Genomic DNA, 18888 nt, shown 5'->3' with positions numbered 1-18888 from the left:
ATGCAATCCGAAGTATTGGACGACCAATTTTTCGCTACTCTGTCGGAATTTTTATCCTGGATGCACGGCCCCCGTAAAGACGTGGTGGACGTAGAGTCCAGTCGGCTGTTGACTCGCGTCGCTACCGCCACCGAAGATGATGTGAAAGATTCTTTGCTTTCGGTTCAGGCCGCGCAAGTGGTGTGGCAAGAATTGCAGGGATACGGTCGCACCCAAGTAATGTCACGGTTCCGTCATTCCCTGTGGAGATTCCAGGAAGAAATTGTGGCCATGAGCCAGATGCTCAGCGGAAAATCCAAAAACGATGCCAATGAAGAGTTCTTGGATTTACTCGCTACCACCCGCAGCGCCAAGACCCTGTCCCAAAGGCTTAGTAAAAGACGGCGGGGACGCGGCTCGCTGCCTTTCTCTAAATGGCGGGTTAACTATCGTCCGGTCGGTGCTATCGGCATGTACACTTCGCCGGAATGGCCGATGTCTTCCCTGTGCGACGTTCTACAAGCCCTGGTGGCTGGCAACGCGGTAATCAACTTTGTCACCCCCCAGGCGGCTCTCGGAGCGGTTTTGCTTCATGCCATGCTGGTGGATGCCGGAATGCCTTACGGCTTGTGGAAGATTATTCCTGCCACTACTTCTGGGCCAGGCCGCTCGATCGTTCCGGGTCTGGACATGGTGGTGGTGTTGGGTTCGCAACGTTTAGGGCGGCGCGTGGCGCGTAGCGCTCAGGAGGCGGGGGTGCCGTTTAAAGGTTTCTTGCAGTTACTGAATACCGGAGTTGTCTGCGAAGATGCGAATTTCAACCGAGCTATCCGAGGAATTGCTAGGGCGGGATTCCAATCGGCCGGTCAGGCAGTAACCGCTCTAGAGGTAGTTTTCGTCCAAGATACTATCTATGATGACTTCCAAAAAGGCCTCAAAGAATATGTCGAGAAACAAGTAGTTGTCGGTTCGCTGTCTTCTAATGACACCACTGTGGGTTCCTTGCTGAATGCCAAACGCGCCGAAACCCTCCAGGAATACATCGATGATGCCGTGGCTATGGGAGCGCAGCTAATCTGTGGGGGCAAACGTCGTCAGGACTTGGGAGAAGGCTTTTTTGAGCCGACTATTCTTGCCGATGTACCCCGGGAAGCGAAAATGTACGGCAAGGAGCTTAACGGTCCGGTCATATGTTTGGTGCCCTTCTCGGAGCTCAGCGAAGTGTCCCGACACATTGGTAAGTCTCGACATGCCTATCTCGCCTACCTGTTTACTCGCTCTCAAGAGACAATGCGCAATTTCATGGATGCGGTGGATTCAGCGGCTTTGGTGGTGAACGACGCCTATATGTCTTTGTACTCTGCGTGGCGGGCTCCCATCCAGGGCGTGAAAGACACTGGAAGTGGTATCCGCCACGGGGTCGAGTCAATTACGCAGTATTCACGGCTCCAGTCGGCTACCCGTCAGCGGGGGCGAACTTGGATTCCTGATGACCTCAAACCGGGGAATCCTATTGAAAGATTCGCCGAGTTTAGCACCAAATTTTCGGTGCGGATTTCGGTGTTATTTTCCGACACCCCTCTGGCTTATCTGTTCCGCAGCTTGCGAAGATCCATCGGGTCGTGGATACACGGGCCGATATAAAAACCAGCGTGAAAACTGTGACGCAAATCTTGGATTGCTCCGTGCTCGCCACCATTAGACTTGATAACTCAGACGATATCTCAGCCAACATAGGATAAAACCAACCGCAATGCCCGCCAACCGTAGAAAGGAGGCATAATGGACTTGCCAATGGGACTGGACAAAAAGTTCCTGGATTCACTGTTCGCTGCCGCTGCCTCTGAACACGGTGAAATCGCTGTGGTCAGGAATATCCAGAAGTGGGAAAAGATTGGCGAGATTCGGGTTTCCACCCTGGACGACGCGGTAAATTCGCTGGTTCACGCCCGAGTGATGGCGGAATCCTGGTCTAGAGTCGGAGGATTTTCCCGCTCCCGGATTTTGTATCGTTTTTTGCGTCAGATGGTGCGCTATCGTAATCCCATTGTGGCGTTGTCGCAGCTGCTCAGCGGCAAGTCCTGGATTGATGCCGGCGAAGAGTACCTCGATATCCTTACCCAGGTGCGTTCTATGAAACGCGCTTTGAAGCACGTGGCTGCTCCGCGTCGGGGACGTGGGCAAGTTCCGTTCTCGTTCTATCGGGTGATGCACCGCCCCTTGGGGGTGGTGGGCTTCTTTTCTTCTTCCGATTTCCAGCTTTCAATGGTGGGGGACATATTAAACGCGCTGATGACGGGAAACCCCGTGGTTAACTTTGTCACCCCGCAAGCCGCCTTGGGAGCCCTGATGATGAAGGGCATCTTGGTTAGCTCTGGTTTACCCGCTGATGCTTGGCGTATTGTGGTTTCCCCCACCGTGGATTTGGGGATAAAGATTATTCCTGGTCTGGACTATGTTTCTATTGCGGCTTCCAGTGATACTTGCAGCCAGGTCGCGCGTCAATGCGGTTACTTTTCGGTGCCGATGTCTTCTTTCGGTTCTTTCAAGAATATCGCCATTATTTTAGAGGATGCTCGCTTGTGGGAGGCCGCCAAAGCCTGTGCTCGTTCGGCGTTCCGTAATGCTGGTCAATCTCTTTCGGGGTTAGAAGTAATTTTCGTCCAGGAACAGGTCAAAGAGTCCTTCGAGGAGCTGGTTACCCAATACACCCGTGACCAGCTGCGGGTGGGTACTTACGCCGATAGGAATGCCACGGTGGGAGCTATGCTCAATCCGCAGCGTGTGGAGCGCAGCCAAAGGGCTGTGAGGTTCTTGACGGAACACGGGGGACGTATCTTGGTGGGTTCACATGCTCGCCCGGAGGTTTCCGAAACCTTTTTCGAGCCCACCATTGTTACGGATGTCAAGGCGGTTCCCGAATTGCTCACCGAAGAGTTTTACGGTCCGCTGGTTGCGATTGTGTCTTTTGAGGATGTCACTGACGTGGTTCGTTACATGGAGAGTTCTCGGCTGGTTAACGCCGCATATCTGTTTACCCAAGACATGGAGTTTGTCTCGAATTTCATTGAGAATTCCGCAGTTTCCACGGTTTCGGTTAATGATTCTTACATGTCTTTGTGGGGGGCATGGCGAGCTCCGATTCAGGGTCGTGAGGAAACCGGGCAAGGGATTCGTCATGGGGTCGAGGCGATGTTGCAATATACTCGGGTGTTTTCGGCGGTGCGGCTAAAACGGATTTCTTGGGTGTCTCAGGATTGGCGTTCGGGTAACTGGACGGAACGTTTGACTTTCTCGGTGATGGGGATTAATTCGTGGTTGGCGCATAACGTAACGGATACGGTGTGGGTGCAGGGTTTTAAACTTGCGTGGCGCCGTCTTCAAGATCGTTTTTCAGGGCCGGTTTAGCCGCTGGTTGCGTTGGTTTCCGTTTCATGAGGTGCCAGCTTGCAGCGCCCACGGTTTGAAATCTGTGCTGGTTTTTTTATCTGTGGATGTGACGGCTTATTTCTTCGGCGTAGTGCCGCAGAGTGAATTTGCTAAACCTGGGTTTTCTAGCGTAAGCTGAATCCTCGGTGCGTCTTGAGGCTATTTCGGCCTCCCGAGAGCACCGAACTCCCAAGGGAATCCCCTTCGGGAATGGAAATCCAACGATGCAAGCACCGGCTGGAGCGTGAGAATCCATGCGACACGCCCGGAAGCGTGTATCGGTGAAGAACCAGGTAAAGGAAAGGTTGGAAGCCAATGGCGGGACAAAAAATCCGCATCCGGCTGAAGTCGTATGATCACGATGTCATCGACTCTTCGGCGAAGAAAATCGTCGAAACGGTAACCAGTGCTGGCGCTACCGTAGTCGGACCCGTGCCTCTGCCGACCGAAAAGAACGTTTACGTTGTAGTTCGGTCGCCGCACAAGTACAAGGACAGCCGCGAGCAATTCGAGGTGCGTACGCACAAACGGCTGATTGACATTATTGACCCCACGCCCAATGCGGTGGACTCGTTGATGCATCTCGAGCTGCCGGCGGACGTGAAAATCGAGATTAAGCTGTAGGGAGGGCCGCGATGACTACTGGAACACAGGCCCCGGTAAAGGCTTTACTCGGGCGTAAGCTAGGAATGACCCAGGTTTGGGACGAGGAAGGTAAGCTTGTCCCCGTAACTGTGGTCGAAGTTGAAAAGAACGTAGTAACGGACATTCGCACCCCGGAACGCGATGGTTACACGGCTTTGCAGTTGGGGTTTGGCCAATTGGATGAACGCAAGGTCACCAAGCCTATGGCCGGACACTTCGCCAAGTCTGGGGTGACTCCGCGTCGTCATCTCGCGGAAGTGCGCACCACCGATGCGGGTAGCTATGAACTTGGCCAAGAACTCGGTGCCGATTTATTCGAGACGGGTGCTTTGGTGGACGTTACCGGCAATACTAAAGGTAAGGGTTTTGCCGGGGTTATGAAGCGCCACGGCTTCCAGGGGGTTTCCTCTTCACATGGTGCCCACCGCAACCACCGTAAGCCTGGTTCAATTGGGGCTTGCGCTACGCCGGGTCGGGTTTTCCGTGGTTTGAATATGGCCGGTCGGATGGGCGGGGAGCGCCGCACCATCATGAACCTTAAAGTTCAGGCCATCGACGCGGATAAAGGATTGGTCGTCATTGCTGGCGCTATCCCCGGTCCCAAGGGCGGTATTGTGATGATTCGCTCGGCTGTGAAGGGAGACTAACAATGACTGAAACCCGCAGTATTGATGTTTTGGACGGAGCCGGCAAGAAAACTGGCACTGTGGAGCTTCCCGGCGAGGTTTTCGACCTGGAGCTGAACGTGCCCTTGCTGCACCAGGTGGTAAATGCACAGTTGGCGGCGGCTCGTCAGGGTACTCACGCGACTAAGACCCGTGGGGATGTGTCCGGTGGTGGTAAGAAGCCGTACCGGCAAAAAGGCACCGGTCGGGCTCGTCAGGGTTCGATTCGCGCCCCCCAGTTCACTGGTGGTGGTATCGTTCACGGCCCACAGCCTCGTGACTACACTCAGAAAACTCCGAAGAAAATGAAGGCCGCCGCCTTGCGCCAGGCGCTTTCGGATCGAGCTCGGGCGAATCGAGTCCATGTCCTGAGCGATTTCGGGGTCAAGGACGCGCCTTCTACGAAGGCAGCGAAAGCCGCTTTGCAAAACGCAGTGGCTGATCGTCGCGCGCTGATTGTGTTGACCCCGCAGGTTGACGACGTAGTGGCGCTGAGTGTAAATAATCTGGCGGAACATCATGTCCTGTTCGTGGGGGAACTCAATACCTACGATGTGTTGGCTAATGACGATGTGGTGTTTTCCGCTTCTGCCCTCGATTCCTTCTTGCAGAAAGGGGAAGACAAGTGAGCTTACTGTCAGAAAAAGATCCTCGCGACATTATTTTGAAACCCGTTGTAAGCGAGAAATCGTACAACTTGATTGACCACGGGCAGTACACCTTCCTGGTGGATTCCCGATCGAACAAGACCGAAATTAAGCGGGCTATTGAAGCCATTTTCAAGGTCAAGGTAGCCTCGGTAAATACCCAAAACCGCGAGGGGAAGCGCGTGCGTACCCGTACTGGTTGGGGCAAGCGTAAAGACACCAAGCGAGCCATCGTGACCTTGAAGGAAGGCTCCATTGACGTTTTCGGACAACAGGCCTAAGGGGAGATAACTAATGGGAATTCGTAAATATAAACCGACAACCCCGGGTCGTCGTGGCGCGTCGGTGGCTGATTTCAATGAAATCACCCGCGACCACCCGGAAAAGTCCCTGTTGCGTCCTTTGCACAAGACTGGGGGACGTAACAATCTGGGGCGTGTGACTTCACGACGTCGCGGTGGTGGGCACAAACGCCAATATCGCTTGATAGATTTCCGTCGCCACGACAAGGACGGTATCCCCGCTAAAGTGGCGCATATCGAATACGATCCTAACCGTACCGCGCGGATTGCTTTGCTGCACTATGCTGACGGCGAGAAGCGTTACATTTTGGCTCCTGAAAAACTCAAGCAAGGAGACTTGATTGAGCAAGGGTCAGGTGCAGATATCAAACCCGGCAACTGCTTGCCGTTGAAGAATATTCCGCTGGGTACCACCGTTCATGCGGTCGAGATGCGTCCCGGCGGGGGAGCTAAAATTGCTCGCAGCGCTGGGGTTTCCGTCCAACTGGTCGCTAAGGAAGGCAAGATGGCACAACTGCGGATGCCTTCTGGGGAAATCCGTAATGTTGACGCTCGTTGCCGCGCCACTATCGGTGAAGTTGGGAATGCCGACCACGGCAACATTGATTTAGGCAAGGCCGGTCGCTCTCGTTGGTTGGGGCGCCGTCCGAAGGTTCGTGGTGTTGTCATGAACCCCGTTGATCACCCGCATGGTGGTGGCGAAGGTCGCACCTCCGGTGGTCGTCACCCGGTGAGCCCCTGGGGCAAGCCTGAGGGTCGTACCCGTAGTAAGAAGAAGGCGTCGAATCAGTACATAGTCCGTCGCCGTAAGACTGGCAAGAAACGCTGATAGGGGAGTTCGAATATGCCACGCAGTTTGAAGAAAGGCCCCTTTGTTGACGACCACCTGCAAAAGAAGGTGGACGCGCAAAACGAGGCTAATACCAAGAACGTGATTAAAACCTGGTCACGCCGTTCTATGATTACCCCGGATTTCCTGGGTCATACCATCGCGGTTCATGATGGTCGTAAGCATGTGCCAGTGTTCATCACCGAAGCCATGGTGGGTCACAAGCTCGGAGAGTTCGCTCCGACTCGTACCTATCGGGGACACGCCAAAGACGACAAGAAAGGTCGCCGCTAAAGCGGGAGGAGGAAAACATGAAAGCAACAGCCCATTCCCGTTATGTGCGTGTTACACCGCAAAAAGCCCGTCGCGTGATTCGAGAGGTTCGTGGTTTACCCGCTAACCGAGCCCTCGACGTGTTGAAGTTCGCGCCGCAAAAACCAGCCGTACCGATTCGTAAGACCTTGGTTTCCGCCCTGGCTAACGCCGAGCAGGCAGCCCGCCGGGAGGGAAAATCTTTTGATGCCGACACTATGTTCGTGATAGAGGCCTATGTGAACGAAGGCCCGACCATGAAACGCTTCCGTGCCCGGGCTCAAGGCCGGGGTGCTCGAATCTTGAAGCGTACCTCTCATCTGACGGTTGTGGTGGGAGACGCTGCGGACAAGCGTGAGCTCGAGTCGGCACAAAAACCGGTAGTACCCCCTAAAACCGGGCGAGCTGCTGGTGAAGTCTCTAAGGCCAAGGTGAAGGCGGCGAAGACGGAGGATCAACCAGCGAGTAAGCCACGCACATCGGGTGCCAAGTCTGAAAGCAAACCGGCCGCCAAGTCTACGGCTGCTAAGTCGAGCAAACCTGCTGCTAGTACTAAGAAGGCGACGGAATCCAAGTCGGCTCCGAAAGAAAAATCGGCGGCGAAGGATAAGGAAGCCGCGACTAAGAGCCCGACTAAGAAGGCTGCGGCCAAGCCCGCCGCGAAATCTGTTGACACCGAGAAGGGAGCGAAGTAAGTATGGGTCAAAAGGTTAACCCCACCGGGTTCCGTCTTGGAATCACCACGGAACATCGTTCCCGCTGGTTCGCTGATTCCACCAAGCCGGGGCAGCGTTACCGTGACTTCGTGAAAGAAGACGTAGAGATTCGTCGTCTCATGGAGGAGAAACTGGAACGTGCCGGTATTTCTAAAGTAGGAATCGAGCGCACTCGCGACCGGGTGTCTGTGGATTTGTACACGGCGCGACCGGGGATTGTCATTGGACGCCGCGGGGCAGAAGCCGATCGCCTGCGCGCCCAGCTCGAGAAACTGACGGGCAAACAGGTGCAGCTCAATATTCGCGAGGTCAAGAACCCTGATATTGACGCCCAGCTAGTAGCCCAATCCATTGCCGAACAGCTCTCTGCTCGGGTCTCTTTCCGCCGGGCTATGCGTAAGGGCATGCAGTCCGCGCTGCGCGGTGGAGCCAAAGGTATCCGGGTACAGTGCTCGGGTCGTTTGGGTGGGGCTGAGATGTCTCGTTCCGAGTTCTATCGTGAAGGACGCGTGCCGCTGCACACCCTGCGAGCCAATATTGACTATGGCTTCTTCGAGGCTCGTACCACGTTCGGTCGTATCGGTGTCAAGGTATGGATTTACAAGGGCGACACCACCGAACGGGAGTTTGCTCGGATGCAAGCCGAACAAGCCGGACGTCAGTCCCGTCGCGGTGAACGTCACGGGAACCGTCGTCCCCGCGGCGAGCGCAGCGCCGATCAGGCTGTGGAAAACAACAAAACCGAAACTGCCACTCAGGTTGCCTCCGAGGTACCCGCTGCGGCAGCAACAGAAACGGAGGCATAAGCAATGCTGATTCCTCGTCGTACCAAGTGGCGTCGCCAGCACCGCCCTGGGCGTAGCGGCTACGCTAAGGGAGGCACCGAAATCGCTTTCGGTGAGTTTGGGATTCAGGCCCTGGAAGGTGCCTATCTGACCAACCGTCAAATCGAGGCGGCACGTATTGCCGTGACTCGTCACGTCAAGCGTGGTGGAAAAATTTGGATTAATATTTTCCCCGACCGTCCTTTGACCAAGAAGCCGGCGGAAACCCGTATGGGTTCCGGTAAAGGTTCCGTTGAATGGTGGGTAGCCCCGGTTAAACCGGGTCGTATCCTGTTGGAAATCAGCGGTGTCTCTGAGGAGCTTGCTCGCGAAGCACTGTCTCGTGCCCAGCACAAGCTGCCCATCAAGACCCGTTTCGTTACCCGTGAAGGTGGTGAGTAATCGATGATTGGTTCTAAAGGTCTTGCGCCCAATGACTTGGATGCTATGGACAACGAACAGTTGGCGGTGAAGTTGAAAGACGCGAAGCAGGAGTTGTTTAATCTTCGTTTCGCCCAGGCTACTGGCCAGCTCGAAGACCATGGTCGCATTAAAGCGGTACGCCGCGATGTGGCTCGTATCTACACCATCTATCGGGAACGCGAGCTGGGAATTCGCACCGAACCAAGCGTGAAGGAGTAAGCAATGGCTGAGGATGTTATGGAACAAACTGAACGCAACCATCGCAAGATGCGCCGTGGTTACGTGGTCTCCGACAAGATGGAAAAAACCATTGTAGTTCGTTTGGAAGACCGCAAGAAGCACCCGCTTTACGGCAAGGTTATGCGTAAAACCAAGAAGGTCAAAGTTCATGACGAGCACAACGCCGCCGGTATTGGCGACTTGGTTGTCATCATGGAGACCCGCCCACTGAGTGCCACCAAACACTGGCGCTTAGTAGAAATTGCCGAAAAGGCTAAGTAAGCTATCGAAGGTTCGCAGGCTTTCGCTTTTGCGCCGGTTAAGCAAACCTTTCTTTTGGGTAAGGGAAAGCGGCTCGGAACATCAGTTCCGAGCCGCTTTCCCGTGTTTTCGTTGGCTTCTGCTGTTGTAGCGAAGTCAAACAGAGGAATCTAGCTGGCATTTTGCCCAAAATATGACAACAATTGCCTTCCTTTTACTAGTTAAATGATGTATCCTGTGGAAAGGGACGGCGATTCAAGGTAGCTTTTGCTGTCCCTGGTTGTTTTCGTACTGCAAGGAGGTAGTAATGTCTGACAATGTCGTTAAACAGAGGCATCGCTTCAGTATTTCCATGAAGTTAGCGCTCGTCACATCGGTGATGGTGATAGCTCTTGTTCTGGTTGCTGTGGTCGGTTTTTCCGGATTGCATGCCATCAATGTGGCTAATGACAACACTATGAAGGCTAACGCCCTCAAAGAGCCGATACAAAGAATTTGGCACGCTGAAGTCTATGTGCGCATGATGGGTGACTGGGTGGCTTTGGAACTGGAAGATAAAGCCAAGGACGGCGATAAGGCTAAAGTTGAAGCTCATGATGACATTATTCAAAAAAATATTGATCGAATACAATCTTCGGCTATGATTAATCAATTACCTAGTTTTCCCAACCTGGTAAAAAGCTATGAAGCTTGGAAGAACTTGCGTACCCAACATTTGGTTCCTATGGCTTATGCGGTTAAAGACGGCCCCAACTATGCCAAAGATTTTTGGACATACGGGCTGGAAACCTTTAAAAACGGCCCACAGGACAATATGACTCTGATTGCTGCCTTTGAAGGGAATCTCACCAAGGTCGGAACCGAATTAGATAACTATATTTCAAAATGTAAGGCCGAGGCGGAGCGAGCCCAAATAGGAATGATAGTGGGTGTCGGAGTGATGGCATTACTTGGCGTTGTAATCGCAGTGGTGCTTAGTGTGGCGATGTCCAAACGCATCGTAGGTCCGATACGCCAGGTCAGTCGCGGCTTGGAAAACATGGCATCCGGGGATTTGACCGTGCATATGGATGTGAAGAGCAATGATGAAACCGGCGATATGGCACGCAGCATGAATAAAGCTAATGAAAGCCTCCGAGAGCTTATTGCCGGAACTTCCGAAGTTTCCGCCAAGGTAAAACAGGCTTCACGCAACGTGAATGCCACTCTTGAAGGAGTCTCTCAAAGTGCTACCCAAGCCAATGAACTTATCGACCAAGTGGATCAGAGTTCCGCGCAAGTCTCTTCCAATGTTTCCACGGTGGCGGCAGGCGCGGAAGAAATGGGAGCCTCGATTCGAGAAATCTCTTCTAACGCCACCGAGGCCGCTAGGGTAGCGCAAAATGCTACCGAGGTGGCCGCCCGTACCAACGAAGTGGTGGCTAAGCTGGGTGAATCTTCGCAAGAGATTGGGGAGGTGGTGAAGACTATCACCAAGATTGCCGAGCAAACAAACCTGTTGGCCTTGAACGCCACCATTGAGGCGGCGCGCGCTGGAGACGCCGGGAAAGGATTCGCAGTAGTCGCCGGGGAAGTCAAAGACTTGGCGGCCGAAACCGGCACGGCTACCGAAGAGATTTCCCAGCGTATTGAACAGATTCAACACGATACCAGCGGCGCGGTAGAAGCCATTGCTGAAATCTCGCAGATTGTGTCCCAAATCTCGGATTTCCAAACCACTATTGCCTCTGCTGTAGAGGAACAAACCGCCACCACCAACGAGATGTCGCGCTCCACCCAGGATGCGGCCACGGTGGTAGGAGAAATCAACACCATGATTTCTTCCGTGGCACAAGGCGGCGGAGAAATCGCGCAGGCAGTCCTGGAGCTGCAAGCAGCCACTCGCGAAATGGAAGAACTCTCGCAAGGCTTGGATGAGCACCTTAGCGGCTTCCGTGTTTAGGGTTTTAATTGGTGGTGGGGCGATTGTATCGCCCCACCACCAATTAAATTTGCCCGGCTGGCGGTTTACGCCTCGTTTTGCGATGGCACCTCATGAACCCGTCCGCAGATGAGGAAGGGGATATCTTGCAGCGACGGGCGGCTACTGGCGGGGCTTGCCCCAATCCGGCAGGTAAGTTTTCTCGCGTTTTTGGCGCATTTGCTCCTCCCAAGAAAACTCGGGCTCGGACCAGTCCACGAAGTAATCCGCATCCACGTCCGCTGCCCACGGCGACTCCGGCCCGGTCGGCGGCCAGGAGGGGTCATCGGTGACCGGGGGGCGAATCTCGGCGCTGGCGGGGCACTGTCGTCCGTAGCGAATCCACTGGGTATAGGTTTCCTCGAAGAAAGGCGTGCCGTCCCAACGGCCAGCGGGAGTACCGGTGTTAAAGAATCTCCCGCCCAGGGCACCGCGCATGAAACGCCCGGTGAGATGCTGTTTCTTGCGGAACTCTAACACTCGCTTCACATAGAGATTTTGCAGGTTTGTCATACAGCCGCCAATCATCTCGATATTGACCCAGTTCAGGACTTTTTGGAAAGTCGTGTCCGGCTCGTATCCCAGGCGCCAGTGGTTAATCAGGCGGGTTTGCCCGCCCTTGAGCGGCACCATGTAGAAACACCACGCCGCCGCAAAATGTTTCATTCCGGGGAAACGGAAAGCATAGGAACCGGGGGCGGCCGGTGGATGTTTCGTATCCACCCAGTGCACCAGGTATTTGCCGGGCACCACATCAACCCATTCCATAGTCATGCCGTGGAAATCGAAAGGCCCCGCATCGCCAGCCACCAGCGAATCAGGCTGCTGGTATTCCTCTTGGATTTCGTATTGGTTGAAAAACGGTAGCCGGGCAAAGACCCGCTCTAAGAACTCCGAAGAATACGAACCTGCCTTGTTGCAACCAATCTGCTTGAGATGTCGCCACACCGCGTAGGCTGGGGCGTCGATAGTTATCGCATAGGTTGAGGAATAAGCATTATCATATTCCGCATCAACCAGGTCATCGCCGGGATACTTAAAGGCACGTTCTTCCGGGGTGGCCTTGCCGGTAAACTGCGAAAACGCAAACAGGCCACCAAGCGTTGCCACGCCCGCACCCCCGGCTAGTTTCAACAATGTCTTCTTTGACACCATAATTTCCTCCTTGGAAAGACTAATTTAACACTTGGTTTCAGGATACCGTAAATTCCGGTTTCTCGCGGGGTTTTGCGACGTTAGGGGATAGTTGTTCCGGGCGCGGGTTTTGGGTTAATGCCGCTGGGTTTTTCTTTTATCGTAAGGGTTTGCCTGGTTAGATTTAGTTTAATTCATGAGGCGCTAGTTCCAGTTTCAGCTTATTTTCAGAAATATCCCCTCATGAAATCGCGATATAAACAGTCAAAGCGCGATAAACTGAAATGCAAAGATGCTTGGATGGAAACAAAGTGGTTTCCCTACTCGAGGGGTGAGTAAATGAAAGATTTATTCATGTGGGAGCTCGGCACTCCATTTGTGTATTTGATGTGGTTCGTGATTTTTGCGATGCAAATGGCGGTGGCGGAAATCCACCGGCGTTGGAACTGGACGATTTTCGCAATCTGGACGGTAGGAGGTCTAGCGGTGATGCCGTGGGCAATTGAAAACGCTATCCCTGTCGTGGGATGGTTTCCCTTTGGCAAATTCGTGTTGATGATAACCGCTGCGACTCTCAATGGCGTGCTAATCGTATTTATGAAACGTCGCCCGCTGCTGGCGCGTCGCTATGCCATTTGGATTGGGGTGATTTGCTGGTTATTGTTGGCCTCTAACATTATGGAGGCTAATATTCGTGACGTGGCGATTTATTTTAATGCCGATGGTTATTATCAATGCGCCGCAAACTGGCAATGTCTGCAAAACATCAATGCTACTCACGGAGCCGATATGCTGGTGGGGCTACCCGAGGCGCGTGGCATTACCGCCGCTGCTGACACCCCTCAATTCTATCAGGCGCTCGCCGCTAACTTTGCGGCGGCGCATGTGGGTATCGACCCGGAAACCGGTTTTCGCACCATCGGTGGGGTGTGGAACCTGTGGAGTGCAGCGGCGGGGATGCTAAACATTATCTGTATCACCGGTATTGGGAAAATTGTGGTGACTTCCAATCCGAAGCGTCGGGTGCGTGGCTTGATTTGGATTGACCAAGTCTGGCCGTGGGTAATTGGCTATGACCTGTGGAATCACGCGTTTTTGTACAATGCTTTGGCGGACTACACCTGGTATTGTTCTTTTGCGCTGTTGCTGGCATGTACGATTCCCGCCTTCACCTGGGCGAAGGGACAGTGGATTTGGTTTAGGTGCTATACCCTGATGTTTTGGATAGCAGCGAATAACCTGCTGCCATATGTTTTGGTGAAACCCTCGAAGATGTTCAACTTTGCAACCATGAACCCGGTGGCGAACATGCTTTGCTCCGGGGCGGCTGTGGCGGGGAACCTGGCCTTGTTTGGCTACTGGTTGTACCAGATTATCAAGCATCGGCGCAATCCGATTACCGGGGTGCTCTATCCCGAACTGGCCGAATTCCGCCGGATTGCCCAGACTCACTTGGATAACAAAGACAAATACTATATCTGTGACCGGATGAAAGAAACCCCGACAGAACTGGGGTTTGAACCGGATACCCCGGAGCCGCCCGCCGTTGGTTGGGTGGCGTGGATGCCGTGGTGGCGCCGCGATCATCGATACCCCAAATTACGGACTCCACTAGGCGCCGACCCGGTTTTGGCCGCCAAAGGAATTGTGTCCGATCCGAAATGGGAGGTGGCGCCGGCTCCGCTTCCGTCGGATTCCGGGCTGGCACCTCGTGAACCCGCCCAACCCAAGCAACCCGCCCAACCCAAGCAAAAGGAGGACTGACGATGCCTAGCACCTGGCTAAATCTGGTCTCGAGCCAATCCCTGGCAGACTATCCCACGCTGTTTTTCTTCGAAGTGGGCGAATGGTGGGACTATGCGATGCTGCTGGTGGTGATTGTGACGCTGGCCGGGACAGCGTGGCTGACAATCCGCTACCGCTGGGCAGTAGCGGTGTGCTTTATCGCGGCACCGGTGGGGCTGACGATCTTTTGGTGGCCACATTCTACCGAGGGAACTACGGTGTCGGGATGGTTTTTGATAGTGAAACAGTATTCCGCCTTGATTGGTTCACTATCGCTGGCGGCGCTGCAGATATTCCCGAAACTGCGGCGCAACCGCTGGTATCTGTTGATTCCGCCGATTCTGCTGGCTGTGAATATTGTCGAGGCGGTAGCGCGTGACCTGCAATGTTATTACATTCATGGGTCGGATACCAACGGGTCGGTACTGTGGGGCGGACCGTGGAACATTATGAACGCCGTTGCTGGGATTTTGAATATTTTAGCAATCTCGGGTTGGGTGGGAATTTTCGTGTCCAAACGTCGCGATCACGCGATTATCTGGGGCGACCTGACGGTTTTGTGGATTGTCGGTTATGACTTGTGGAATTTTGCCTATTGCTATAACTGCCTGTCCGACCGGTCATGGTACGCCGGTTTTGCCCTGCTGGCCTCGTGCACAATCCCGGCCTGTTTCAAATGGGGGCGCGGCGCGTGGATTCATTACCGCGCCTATACTTTGACGCTTTGGTCGGGTTTCATGTTGACTGTGCCCGGCTTCGTGGCCAGCGGGATTTTCGAGCACCGCTCCGCGCACAATCCGGTGGCTTTGTTTTTAGTGTCTTTGGCTTCATTAGTCGCCAATGCGATTTTGGTCGTATATCACGTATCCAAGATTGTTCGGACGAAGCGTAACCCCGCCACCATGGAAGTTTACGGAGACACTCCCACCTATGTCTCGTGGGTGGCTTACCACGCCACAGCAGCGGAACAAGACCGGATTGCGACGCGATTGGGCAGCACCGCTGAGAAACTGGGCTACCGCTGAGATATTGGCTTAGCGGGGAGCCGTTTTTCGCGTTGGGCTTCTAGCCACAGTCTTACGGTGTTAAGGGTATCAGTGGCGCGCAGCGAGGGCAGGTAGCACGAGACAACTGCCAGGGCGATTGAGCCCAGGGCAAGTTCATCGTTATAGGCCAAATACCAGCCCCGGTGTTCCGGGTGGAATTTGTATTTGGAATTCGCCAAAGACTGAAACCCGTAGAGCGGTTCAATGCTTTGCCCGGCTTTATTCAACACGGCATCGAGCAAACCGGGGTTTTGGATGGTGCTGCCCTTGGCTAGGGGAGCCCCCGAGAGAGAAATCCACTCCAGCCCCTCGGAGACGGCCTGCACCAAGGCTTGCGCCAAGAGGAATTCTATCACCGCGCGGAAACCCTCGCGGTCACGCCGCATGAAGTCCAAGGTGTAGCCCGCGAGTTGCCCTTGTTGGTAGACCGGCAGCCAGGAGGTGACCCCGTGTAGATTTTCCTGCTGATCCACCGCCAATAACAGCTTTGTGCCGGGAACCTGCAGTTCTTCCAGGGTACCCAAGGTGAAACCCATCTCTGGCAGCGCTTTTTGCGCCACCCATTCTTCAGAGAGTGCCGCGATTTTTTCGCGCATCTCGAGATCCAGTTCTTCCCAGGTGGTCCACAGTGCGGTGATGCCCTCTTTGGCCGCGTTATTGCGGGCAGTGCGGATATTTTGGAATTTTTTGCCAGTGAAACCCACCTGCGTGGCATGCAAAATCGACTCCTCTGCCACGTGCAACTTGTGAAATTCGGGGCGCTCAAATTCGGCGGACACGGAATACCAGGCACAGTGCCAACCCTGCTTAAGCACAAAGGCTTCAAAAGTACTGGCTAAACGCTGTTTATCACCCCCGGAGGCCACCACCGGCTCGCCCAGAGTAACCGCGACACCGCCGTGATGCCGATAGGCCACATAGCCATCATCACTAAAGAAATAGGAATTTCCCTCCCATAGGGTCATAAAAGACAAGTGATCGCCGCTGCCGGAAACGAGAATCTCTCGAGCCCGCTGCCAATCCGCATCGGAAACGCTGGAATCCGTCCCGAAAAGCAGGAAACTAAAAGCCAGCGTCAAGGCGACCCACATAATCACCACCGTCCAACTGGAGATAAACCAGCCCGCCGCAGACACCGGCACCAGATAGAAAGGCAACAATATCGACAAGACCGGTGGCAGTAATTGTGAAGGCAACTGTTGCAAAGCCAGCGCTAAAGTGGCGCGGGGTGTGAAAGCGTTGGGCATGGCCAAGGTGCCAATAAACCAAAACAGGCAGGCACTCACCAAACCCATCAGAATCACCAGCAGGCACAGGCGAGCATTTTTGCGTTTAGCTCGCACCCGGAACAAGCGCCTCGTGAAAAGTAAACTAAAGAAACAAATCAGCCAGGGAATAGCCGCAAAAGTGGTGGAAAGGATATTGAATTCCAAACGAGCCTGGCTAATGTCAACACTGATAAACTGTGTGGCCACCAGGACAAGGTTGGCCAACTGCGCCAGGAGTGAAGCCACCCAGGCGCCGCGCCGCCCGCGCAACAGCCCATAAGTGAACAGCAGCTGCAAAAGCCCCGGCAGTAAACTGGCAATCGCACTGCCCACACCATGTTGATTGGCGAGTTTCACCGCCTCGAAACACCGCAGCGAATCGGGGGTTTGACAGGCCTGATAGTTAGTGATTCTTACCTCGGTTGACTCCCACAGCAGTTGGCTGGTACGCAAGAAAGGATCTTGGGTTTCAGCATGAAAAGATACGATTAAAGGTACGAAAGTTACGCAAGCAATCAGGAAAGCCACCAAAAACCGCTGTTCACGCAAAGAAATTGTTGCCCTGAATCTAAACAGGCGGTTGCCCCCCTGAAAAGCCAACTCTCCGGCAATGAAGCCGAGCACACACCCGGTGAAAGCCACCAGGGTGGCAATAGTGCCGGTGAACAACAGCGCCGTAGTGACATAACCAAAAGCAATTAGTCGTACCCGGCGCCGCCACAAGGTTGGCATCCGGGCGGACGCCACCATAGAAGCGGTGAAAATCCAGGCTGAAGGGGAGAGGTAATTTCCCGCTGTCAACTCGTGATGCCACAAAGGCGAGCCACCCAAGAAAGCATGGCACAGCCCCAAACCCACCGGAACCGTCACCGCCTGGGAAGCTAAAACAATCAACAGATACCGCGCCCAGCCCAAAGAACGCTCTGTGACCACGCCCAAAACCGCGATAAACAAACTAGATCCCAAGGCGCCCATCAGGGTGGGGCTGGTGATACCACTGGAAAACAGGTGCAGAAAATTCGCATCCCCCCTGGTAGAGAGACCAAAAATGCGGTGCAAAGACGCGCGATTGGCACCCCCGGCAAGGAAGGCTAGCCAAATCATGGCCACCAAAATGCTCGTGATGGGGACGCGCTGCCAACAAACGTAAATCCTGGTGAAAAAGCGTTTCATGTTAGCCCCCCTCGGGCGGCAGCATAATCAAAAGTTTGTCTTAATGCCTTGCGCCACACATCGTAGTTGTGTCCCCCGGGAATGGTGGTGGCGTTGACCTTCATGCCGGCACGCCGCGCTAGGGGTGCCAGCATATTTTGTGCCCGGCGGGCGGGAGCGTCGCGCTGTCCGCAGATGAATTTACCGGTAACCCCTCGGTATTGACGGGATTTATCGGTGGCGGCACGCCGGAGCACATCGGCGGCGTTGACCTGGTGAAAAGCCTTGATATCCCCGTTGAATAGTTCCTTTACCGTAGTTTCTAAATCTTTGACGGTGGGATGGGGTTCGCCGGAAAAATCCAAGAAAGTCCCGTAGGAAGACGGCGAGTTAGCTATAATCTGCAGGGCACAGGTTCCCCCGTAACTTAAGCCCCCGATAGTCCATTTCTTTTGGTTAGGGTTGACGCGGAAGCGTTGCTTGATGAGTTCGGGTACGTCTTTAGCCAGATAGCTTTGTATCTTTAGTTTCGGTCCGTCCACGCAGCCCGGTTGTCCCCACAGCGAACCGGTCGCATCCACCGAAATCACCAGTGGTGCCCTCCCGTTGTGGCGGCGTTGATAGTCATCAGCCACATCATTGGCTTTCCCGGAGTCAAACCACGCGCTCGGCTTGCCGGGACTGCCCGCCAGCAGCACCATAACTGGCAGTTGTCGCTTTGGTTGGCTCCAGTACGCGGGGGGTACGTAGGCCAGGGCATCGCGAGCCTGGAAGCCCGAGGATGTTCCCGTTAAAGGCACTGTCACCAGGGCACCTATCGGGCGTCTGTTTATCTGAGGGGCGGTTTTTTGGTGACGGAACTGGTCATAGCTCATTTTTTTGACATTAGTGGCGGGCAGTATCGAAGCCAGAGTGGAGTACTGTCGGTAGTTTAGATTAACCACTAAAGCAGCTCCTGGCAGTGAAAGCACCAACAGCCCAGCTAGTAATAAGCGACGTTTACTGATGATTACCGTTCCGGTTGCCAAAAACAGCACCGGAAAGGCCGCCAAAAAAAGGTGCGGGGGAATTTCACCGGGGTAGGGATTTGGCCATATCAACAGGGCAAAAGCAACGCAAGCATCGACAATCAGTGCTGCTAATAGCGCCAAAAAAGTGCGGATTCGTTTACGTCGCAACGCTGCAACGAGTCCCAGAACGAAAGTAAGGATAAGCAACCCCCAAGCTAAATAGAAAGCTGGGGGATCGAGCAAATTAATCTGTCCCCAGAAGTCCCTGAAGAAAGTCACGCA

Annotated in this window: 19 protein-coding genes; 16 read left to right on the top strand and 3 right to left on the bottom strand. The window is 54.1% G+C overall.

Going from position 1 to position 18888, the window contains the following annotated elements; translation table 11 throughout:
* The 14 genes from HMPREF0577_RS07350 (at position 1) to HMPREF0577_RS07285 (ending at position 11193) form a co-directional block, all read left to right on the top strand.
* Positions 1-1623, top strand: a complete 1623-nt coding sequence (locus HMPREF0577_RS07350; RefSeq protein WP_036342599.1) for an aldehyde dehydrogenase family protein — start codon at positions 1-3, stop codon at positions 1621-1623.
* Positions 1624-1761: 138 nt separating this feature from the next.
* Complete coding sequence (locus tag HMPREF0577_RS07345; protein WP_004013173.1) at positions 1762-3387, top strand: aldehyde dehydrogenase family protein; 1626 nt, start codon at positions 1762-1764, stop codon at positions 3385-3387.
* A gap of 336 nt (positions 3388-3723) precedes the next feature.
* Complete coding sequence (gene rpsJ, locus HMPREF0577_RS07340; RefSeq protein ID WP_004013171.1) at positions 3724-4032, top strand: 30S ribosomal protein S10; 309 nt, start codon at positions 3724-3726, stop codon at positions 4030-4032.
* A gap of 11 nt (positions 4033-4043) precedes the next feature.
* Positions 4044-4700 carry a 50S ribosomal protein L3 gene (gene rplC / locus HMPREF0577_RS07335; RefSeq protein ID WP_004013170.1) on the top strand — a complete coding sequence of 219 codons (657 nt, stop codon included), beginning with the start codon at positions 4044-4046 and terminating at the stop codon, positions 4698-4700.
* Positions 4701-4702: 2 nt separating this feature from the next.
* On the top strand, positions 4703-5347 hold the full coding sequence (gene rplD, locus HMPREF0577_RS07330; RefSeq protein ID WP_004013169.1) for a 50S ribosomal protein L4: 645 nt from the start codon (positions 4703-4705) through the stop codon (positions 5345-5347).
* Positions 5344-5646, top strand: a complete 303-nt coding sequence (gene rplW / locus HMPREF0577_RS07325) for a 50S ribosomal protein L23 (protein WP_004013167.1) — start codon at positions 5344-5346, stop codon at positions 5644-5646. Before rplD ends, rplW begins: the two co-directional genes overlap by 4 nt.
* Positions 5647-5659: 13 nt before the next feature.
* Entirely contained in the window at positions 5660-6496 is an 837-nt protein-coding gene (rplB, locus tag HMPREF0577_RS07320; RefSeq protein ID WP_004013166.1) for a 50S ribosomal protein L2, read from the top strand.
* Between the two features lie 15 nt (positions 6497-6511).
* Complete coding sequence (rpsS, locus tag HMPREF0577_RS07315; protein ID WP_004013165.1) at positions 6512-6790, top strand: 30S ribosomal protein S19; 279 nt, start codon at positions 6512-6514, stop codon at positions 6788-6790.
* Between the two features lie 17 nt (positions 6791-6807).
* Positions 6808-7503 (top strand): 50S ribosomal protein L22, encoded by a 696-nt coding sequence (gene rplV, locus HMPREF0577_RS07310; RefSeq protein ID WP_004013164.1) that lies wholly within the window; start codon positions 6808-6810, stop codon positions 7501-7503.
* A 2-nt stretch (positions 7504-7505) separates the two neighbouring features.
* Entirely contained in the window at positions 7506-8330 is an 825-nt protein-coding gene (rpsC, locus tag HMPREF0577_RS07305; protein ID WP_004013163.1) for a 30S ribosomal protein S3, read from the top strand.
* Positions 8331-8333: 3 nt separating this feature from the next.
* Positions 8334-8750: a 50S ribosomal protein L16 gene (rplP, locus tag HMPREF0577_RS07300; protein WP_004013162.1), complete on the top strand. Its 417-nt coding sequence runs from the start codon at positions 8334-8336 to the stop codon at positions 8748-8750.
* Positions 8751-8753: 3 nt separating this feature from the next.
* Entirely contained in the window at positions 8754-8990 is a 237-nt protein-coding gene (gene rpmC / locus HMPREF0577_RS07295) for a 50S ribosomal protein L29 (RefSeq protein WP_004013161.1), read from the top strand.
* Between the two features lie 3 nt (positions 8991-8993).
* Positions 8994-9272: a 30S ribosomal protein S17 gene (rpsQ, locus tag HMPREF0577_RS07290; protein ID WP_004013160.1), complete on the top strand. Its 279-nt coding sequence runs from the start codon at positions 8994-8996 to the stop codon at positions 9270-9272.
* A gap of 286 nt (positions 9273-9558) precedes the next feature.
* A complete protein-coding gene (locus HMPREF0577_RS07285) occupies positions 9559-11193 on the top strand; it encodes a methyl-accepting chemotaxis protein (RefSeq protein ID WP_004013159.1) in 1635 nt (544 codons plus the stop codon).
* 141 nt (positions 11194-11334) lie between these two features.
* On the opposite strand, the gene HMPREF0577_RS07280 is transcribed toward HMPREF0577_RS07285, so the two are convergent.
* A complete protein-coding gene (locus tag HMPREF0577_RS07280) occupies positions 11335-12366 on the bottom strand; it encodes a hypothetical protein (RefSeq protein ID WP_004013157.1) in 1032 nt (343 codons plus the stop codon).
* A gap of 318 nt (positions 12367-12684) precedes the next feature.
* On the opposite strand from HMPREF0577_RS07280, the gene HMPREF0577_RS07275 reads away from it, so the two are divergent.
* Together HMPREF0577_RS07275 and HMPREF0577_RS07270 are read left to right on the top strand one after the other, a co-directional pair.
* The gene (locus HMPREF0577_RS07275; protein ID WP_004013155.1) at positions 12685-14109 is read left to right on the top strand and encodes a DUF5692 family protein; all 1425 of its coding nucleotides are present in this window, start codon (positions 12685-12687) and stop codon (positions 14107-14109) included.
* 2 nt (positions 14110-14111) lie between these two features.
* Positions 14112-15155 (top strand): DUF5692 family protein, encoded by a 1044-nt coding sequence (locus HMPREF0577_RS07270; protein WP_004013154.1) that lies wholly within the window; start codon positions 14112-14114, stop codon positions 15153-15155.
* On the opposite strand, the gene HMPREF0577_RS07265 is transcribed toward HMPREF0577_RS07270, so the two are convergent.
* Positions 15146-17617: a bifunctional lysylphosphatidylglycerol flippase/synthetase MprF gene (locus HMPREF0577_RS07265; RefSeq protein WP_004013153.1), complete on the bottom strand. Its 2472-nt coding sequence runs from the start codon at positions 17615-17617 to the stop codon at positions 15146-15148. The genes HMPREF0577_RS07270 and HMPREF0577_RS07265 overlap by 10 nt on opposite strands.
* Positions 17614-18885, bottom strand: coding sequence for an alpha/beta hydrolase (locus HMPREF0577_RS07260; RefSeq protein WP_004013152.1), 1272 nt, complete (start codon positions 18883-18885; stop codon positions 17614-17616). The genes HMPREF0577_RS07265 and HMPREF0577_RS07260 overlap by 4 nt, the downstream gene beginning before the upstream one ends.
* Positions 18886-18888 lie beyond the last annotated feature (3 nt).

The organism is Mobiluncus mulieris ATCC 35243 (assembly GCF_000160615.1).
GTDB classification, from domain to species: Bacteria; Actinomycetota; Actinomycetes; order Actinomycetales; family Actinomycetaceae; genus Mobiluncus; species Mobiluncus mulieris.
This window is presented reverse-complemented; position numbering and strand designations above follow the sequence as displayed.

Bases quoted from the DNA above. Each gene is read 5' to 3' on its own strand.
- HMPREF0577_RS07350 (WP_036342599.1), top strand. From the start codon at position 1: ATGCAATCCGAAGTATTGGACGACCAATTTTTCGCTACTCTGTCGGAA.
- HMPREF0577_RS07345 (WP_004013173.1), top strand. From the start codon at position 1,762: ATGGACTTGCCAATGGGACTGGACAAAAAGTTCCTGGATTCACTGTTC.
- rpsJ (WP_004013171.1), top strand. From the start codon at position 3,724: ATGGCGGGACAAAAAATCCGCATCCGGCTGAAGTCGTATGATCACGAT.
- rplC (WP_004013170.1), top strand. From the start codon at position 4,044: ATGACTACTGGAACACAGGCCCCGGTAAAGGCTTTACTCGGGCGTAAG.
- rplD (WP_004013169.1), top strand. From the start codon at position 4,703: ATGACTGAAACCCGCAGTATTGATGTTTTGGACGGAGCCGGCAAGAAA.
- rplB (WP_004013166.1), top strand. From the start codon at position 5,660: ATGGGAATTCGTAAATATAAACCGACAACCCCGGGTCGTCGTGGCGCG.
- rpsS (WP_004013165.1), top strand. From the start codon at position 6,512: ATGCCACGCAGTTTGAAGAAAGGCCCCTTTGTTGACGACCACCTGCAA.
- rplV (WP_004013164.1), top strand. From the start codon at position 6,808: ATGAAAGCAACAGCCCATTCCCGTTATGTGCGTGTTACACCGCAAAAA.
- rpsC (WP_004013163.1), top strand. From the start codon at position 7,506: ATGGGTCAAAAGGTTAACCCCACCGGGTTCCGTCTTGGAATCACCACG.
- rplP (WP_004013162.1), top strand. From the start codon at position 8,334: ATGCTGATTCCTCGTCGTACCAAGTGGCGTCGCCAGCACCGCCCTGGG.
- rpmC (WP_004013161.1), top strand. From the start codon at position 8,754: ATGATTGGTTCTAAAGGTCTTGCGCCCAATGACTTGGATGCTATGGAC.
- rpsQ (WP_004013160.1), top strand. From the start codon at position 8,994: ATGGCTGAGGATGTTATGGAACAAACTGAACGCAACCATCGCAAGATG.
- HMPREF0577_RS07285 (WP_004013159.1), top strand. From the start codon at position 9,559: ATGTCTGACAATGTCGTTAAACAGAGGCATCGCTTCAGTATTTCCATG.
- HMPREF0577_RS07280 (WP_004013157.1), bottom strand. From the start codon at position 12,366: ATGGTGTCAAAGAAGACATTGTTGAAACTAGCCGGGGGTGCGGGCGTG.
- HMPREF0577_RS07275 (WP_004013155.1), top strand. From the start codon at position 12,685: ATGAAAGATTTATTCATGTGGGAGCTCGGCACTCCATTTGTGTATTTG.
- HMPREF0577_RS07270 (WP_004013154.1), top strand. From the start codon at position 14,112: ATGCCTAGCACCTGGCTAAATCTGGTCTCGAGCCAATCCCTGGCAGAC.
- HMPREF0577_RS07265 (WP_004013153.1), bottom strand. From the start codon at position 17,617: ATGAAACGCTTTTTCACCAGGATTTACGTTTGTTGGCAGCGCGTCCCC.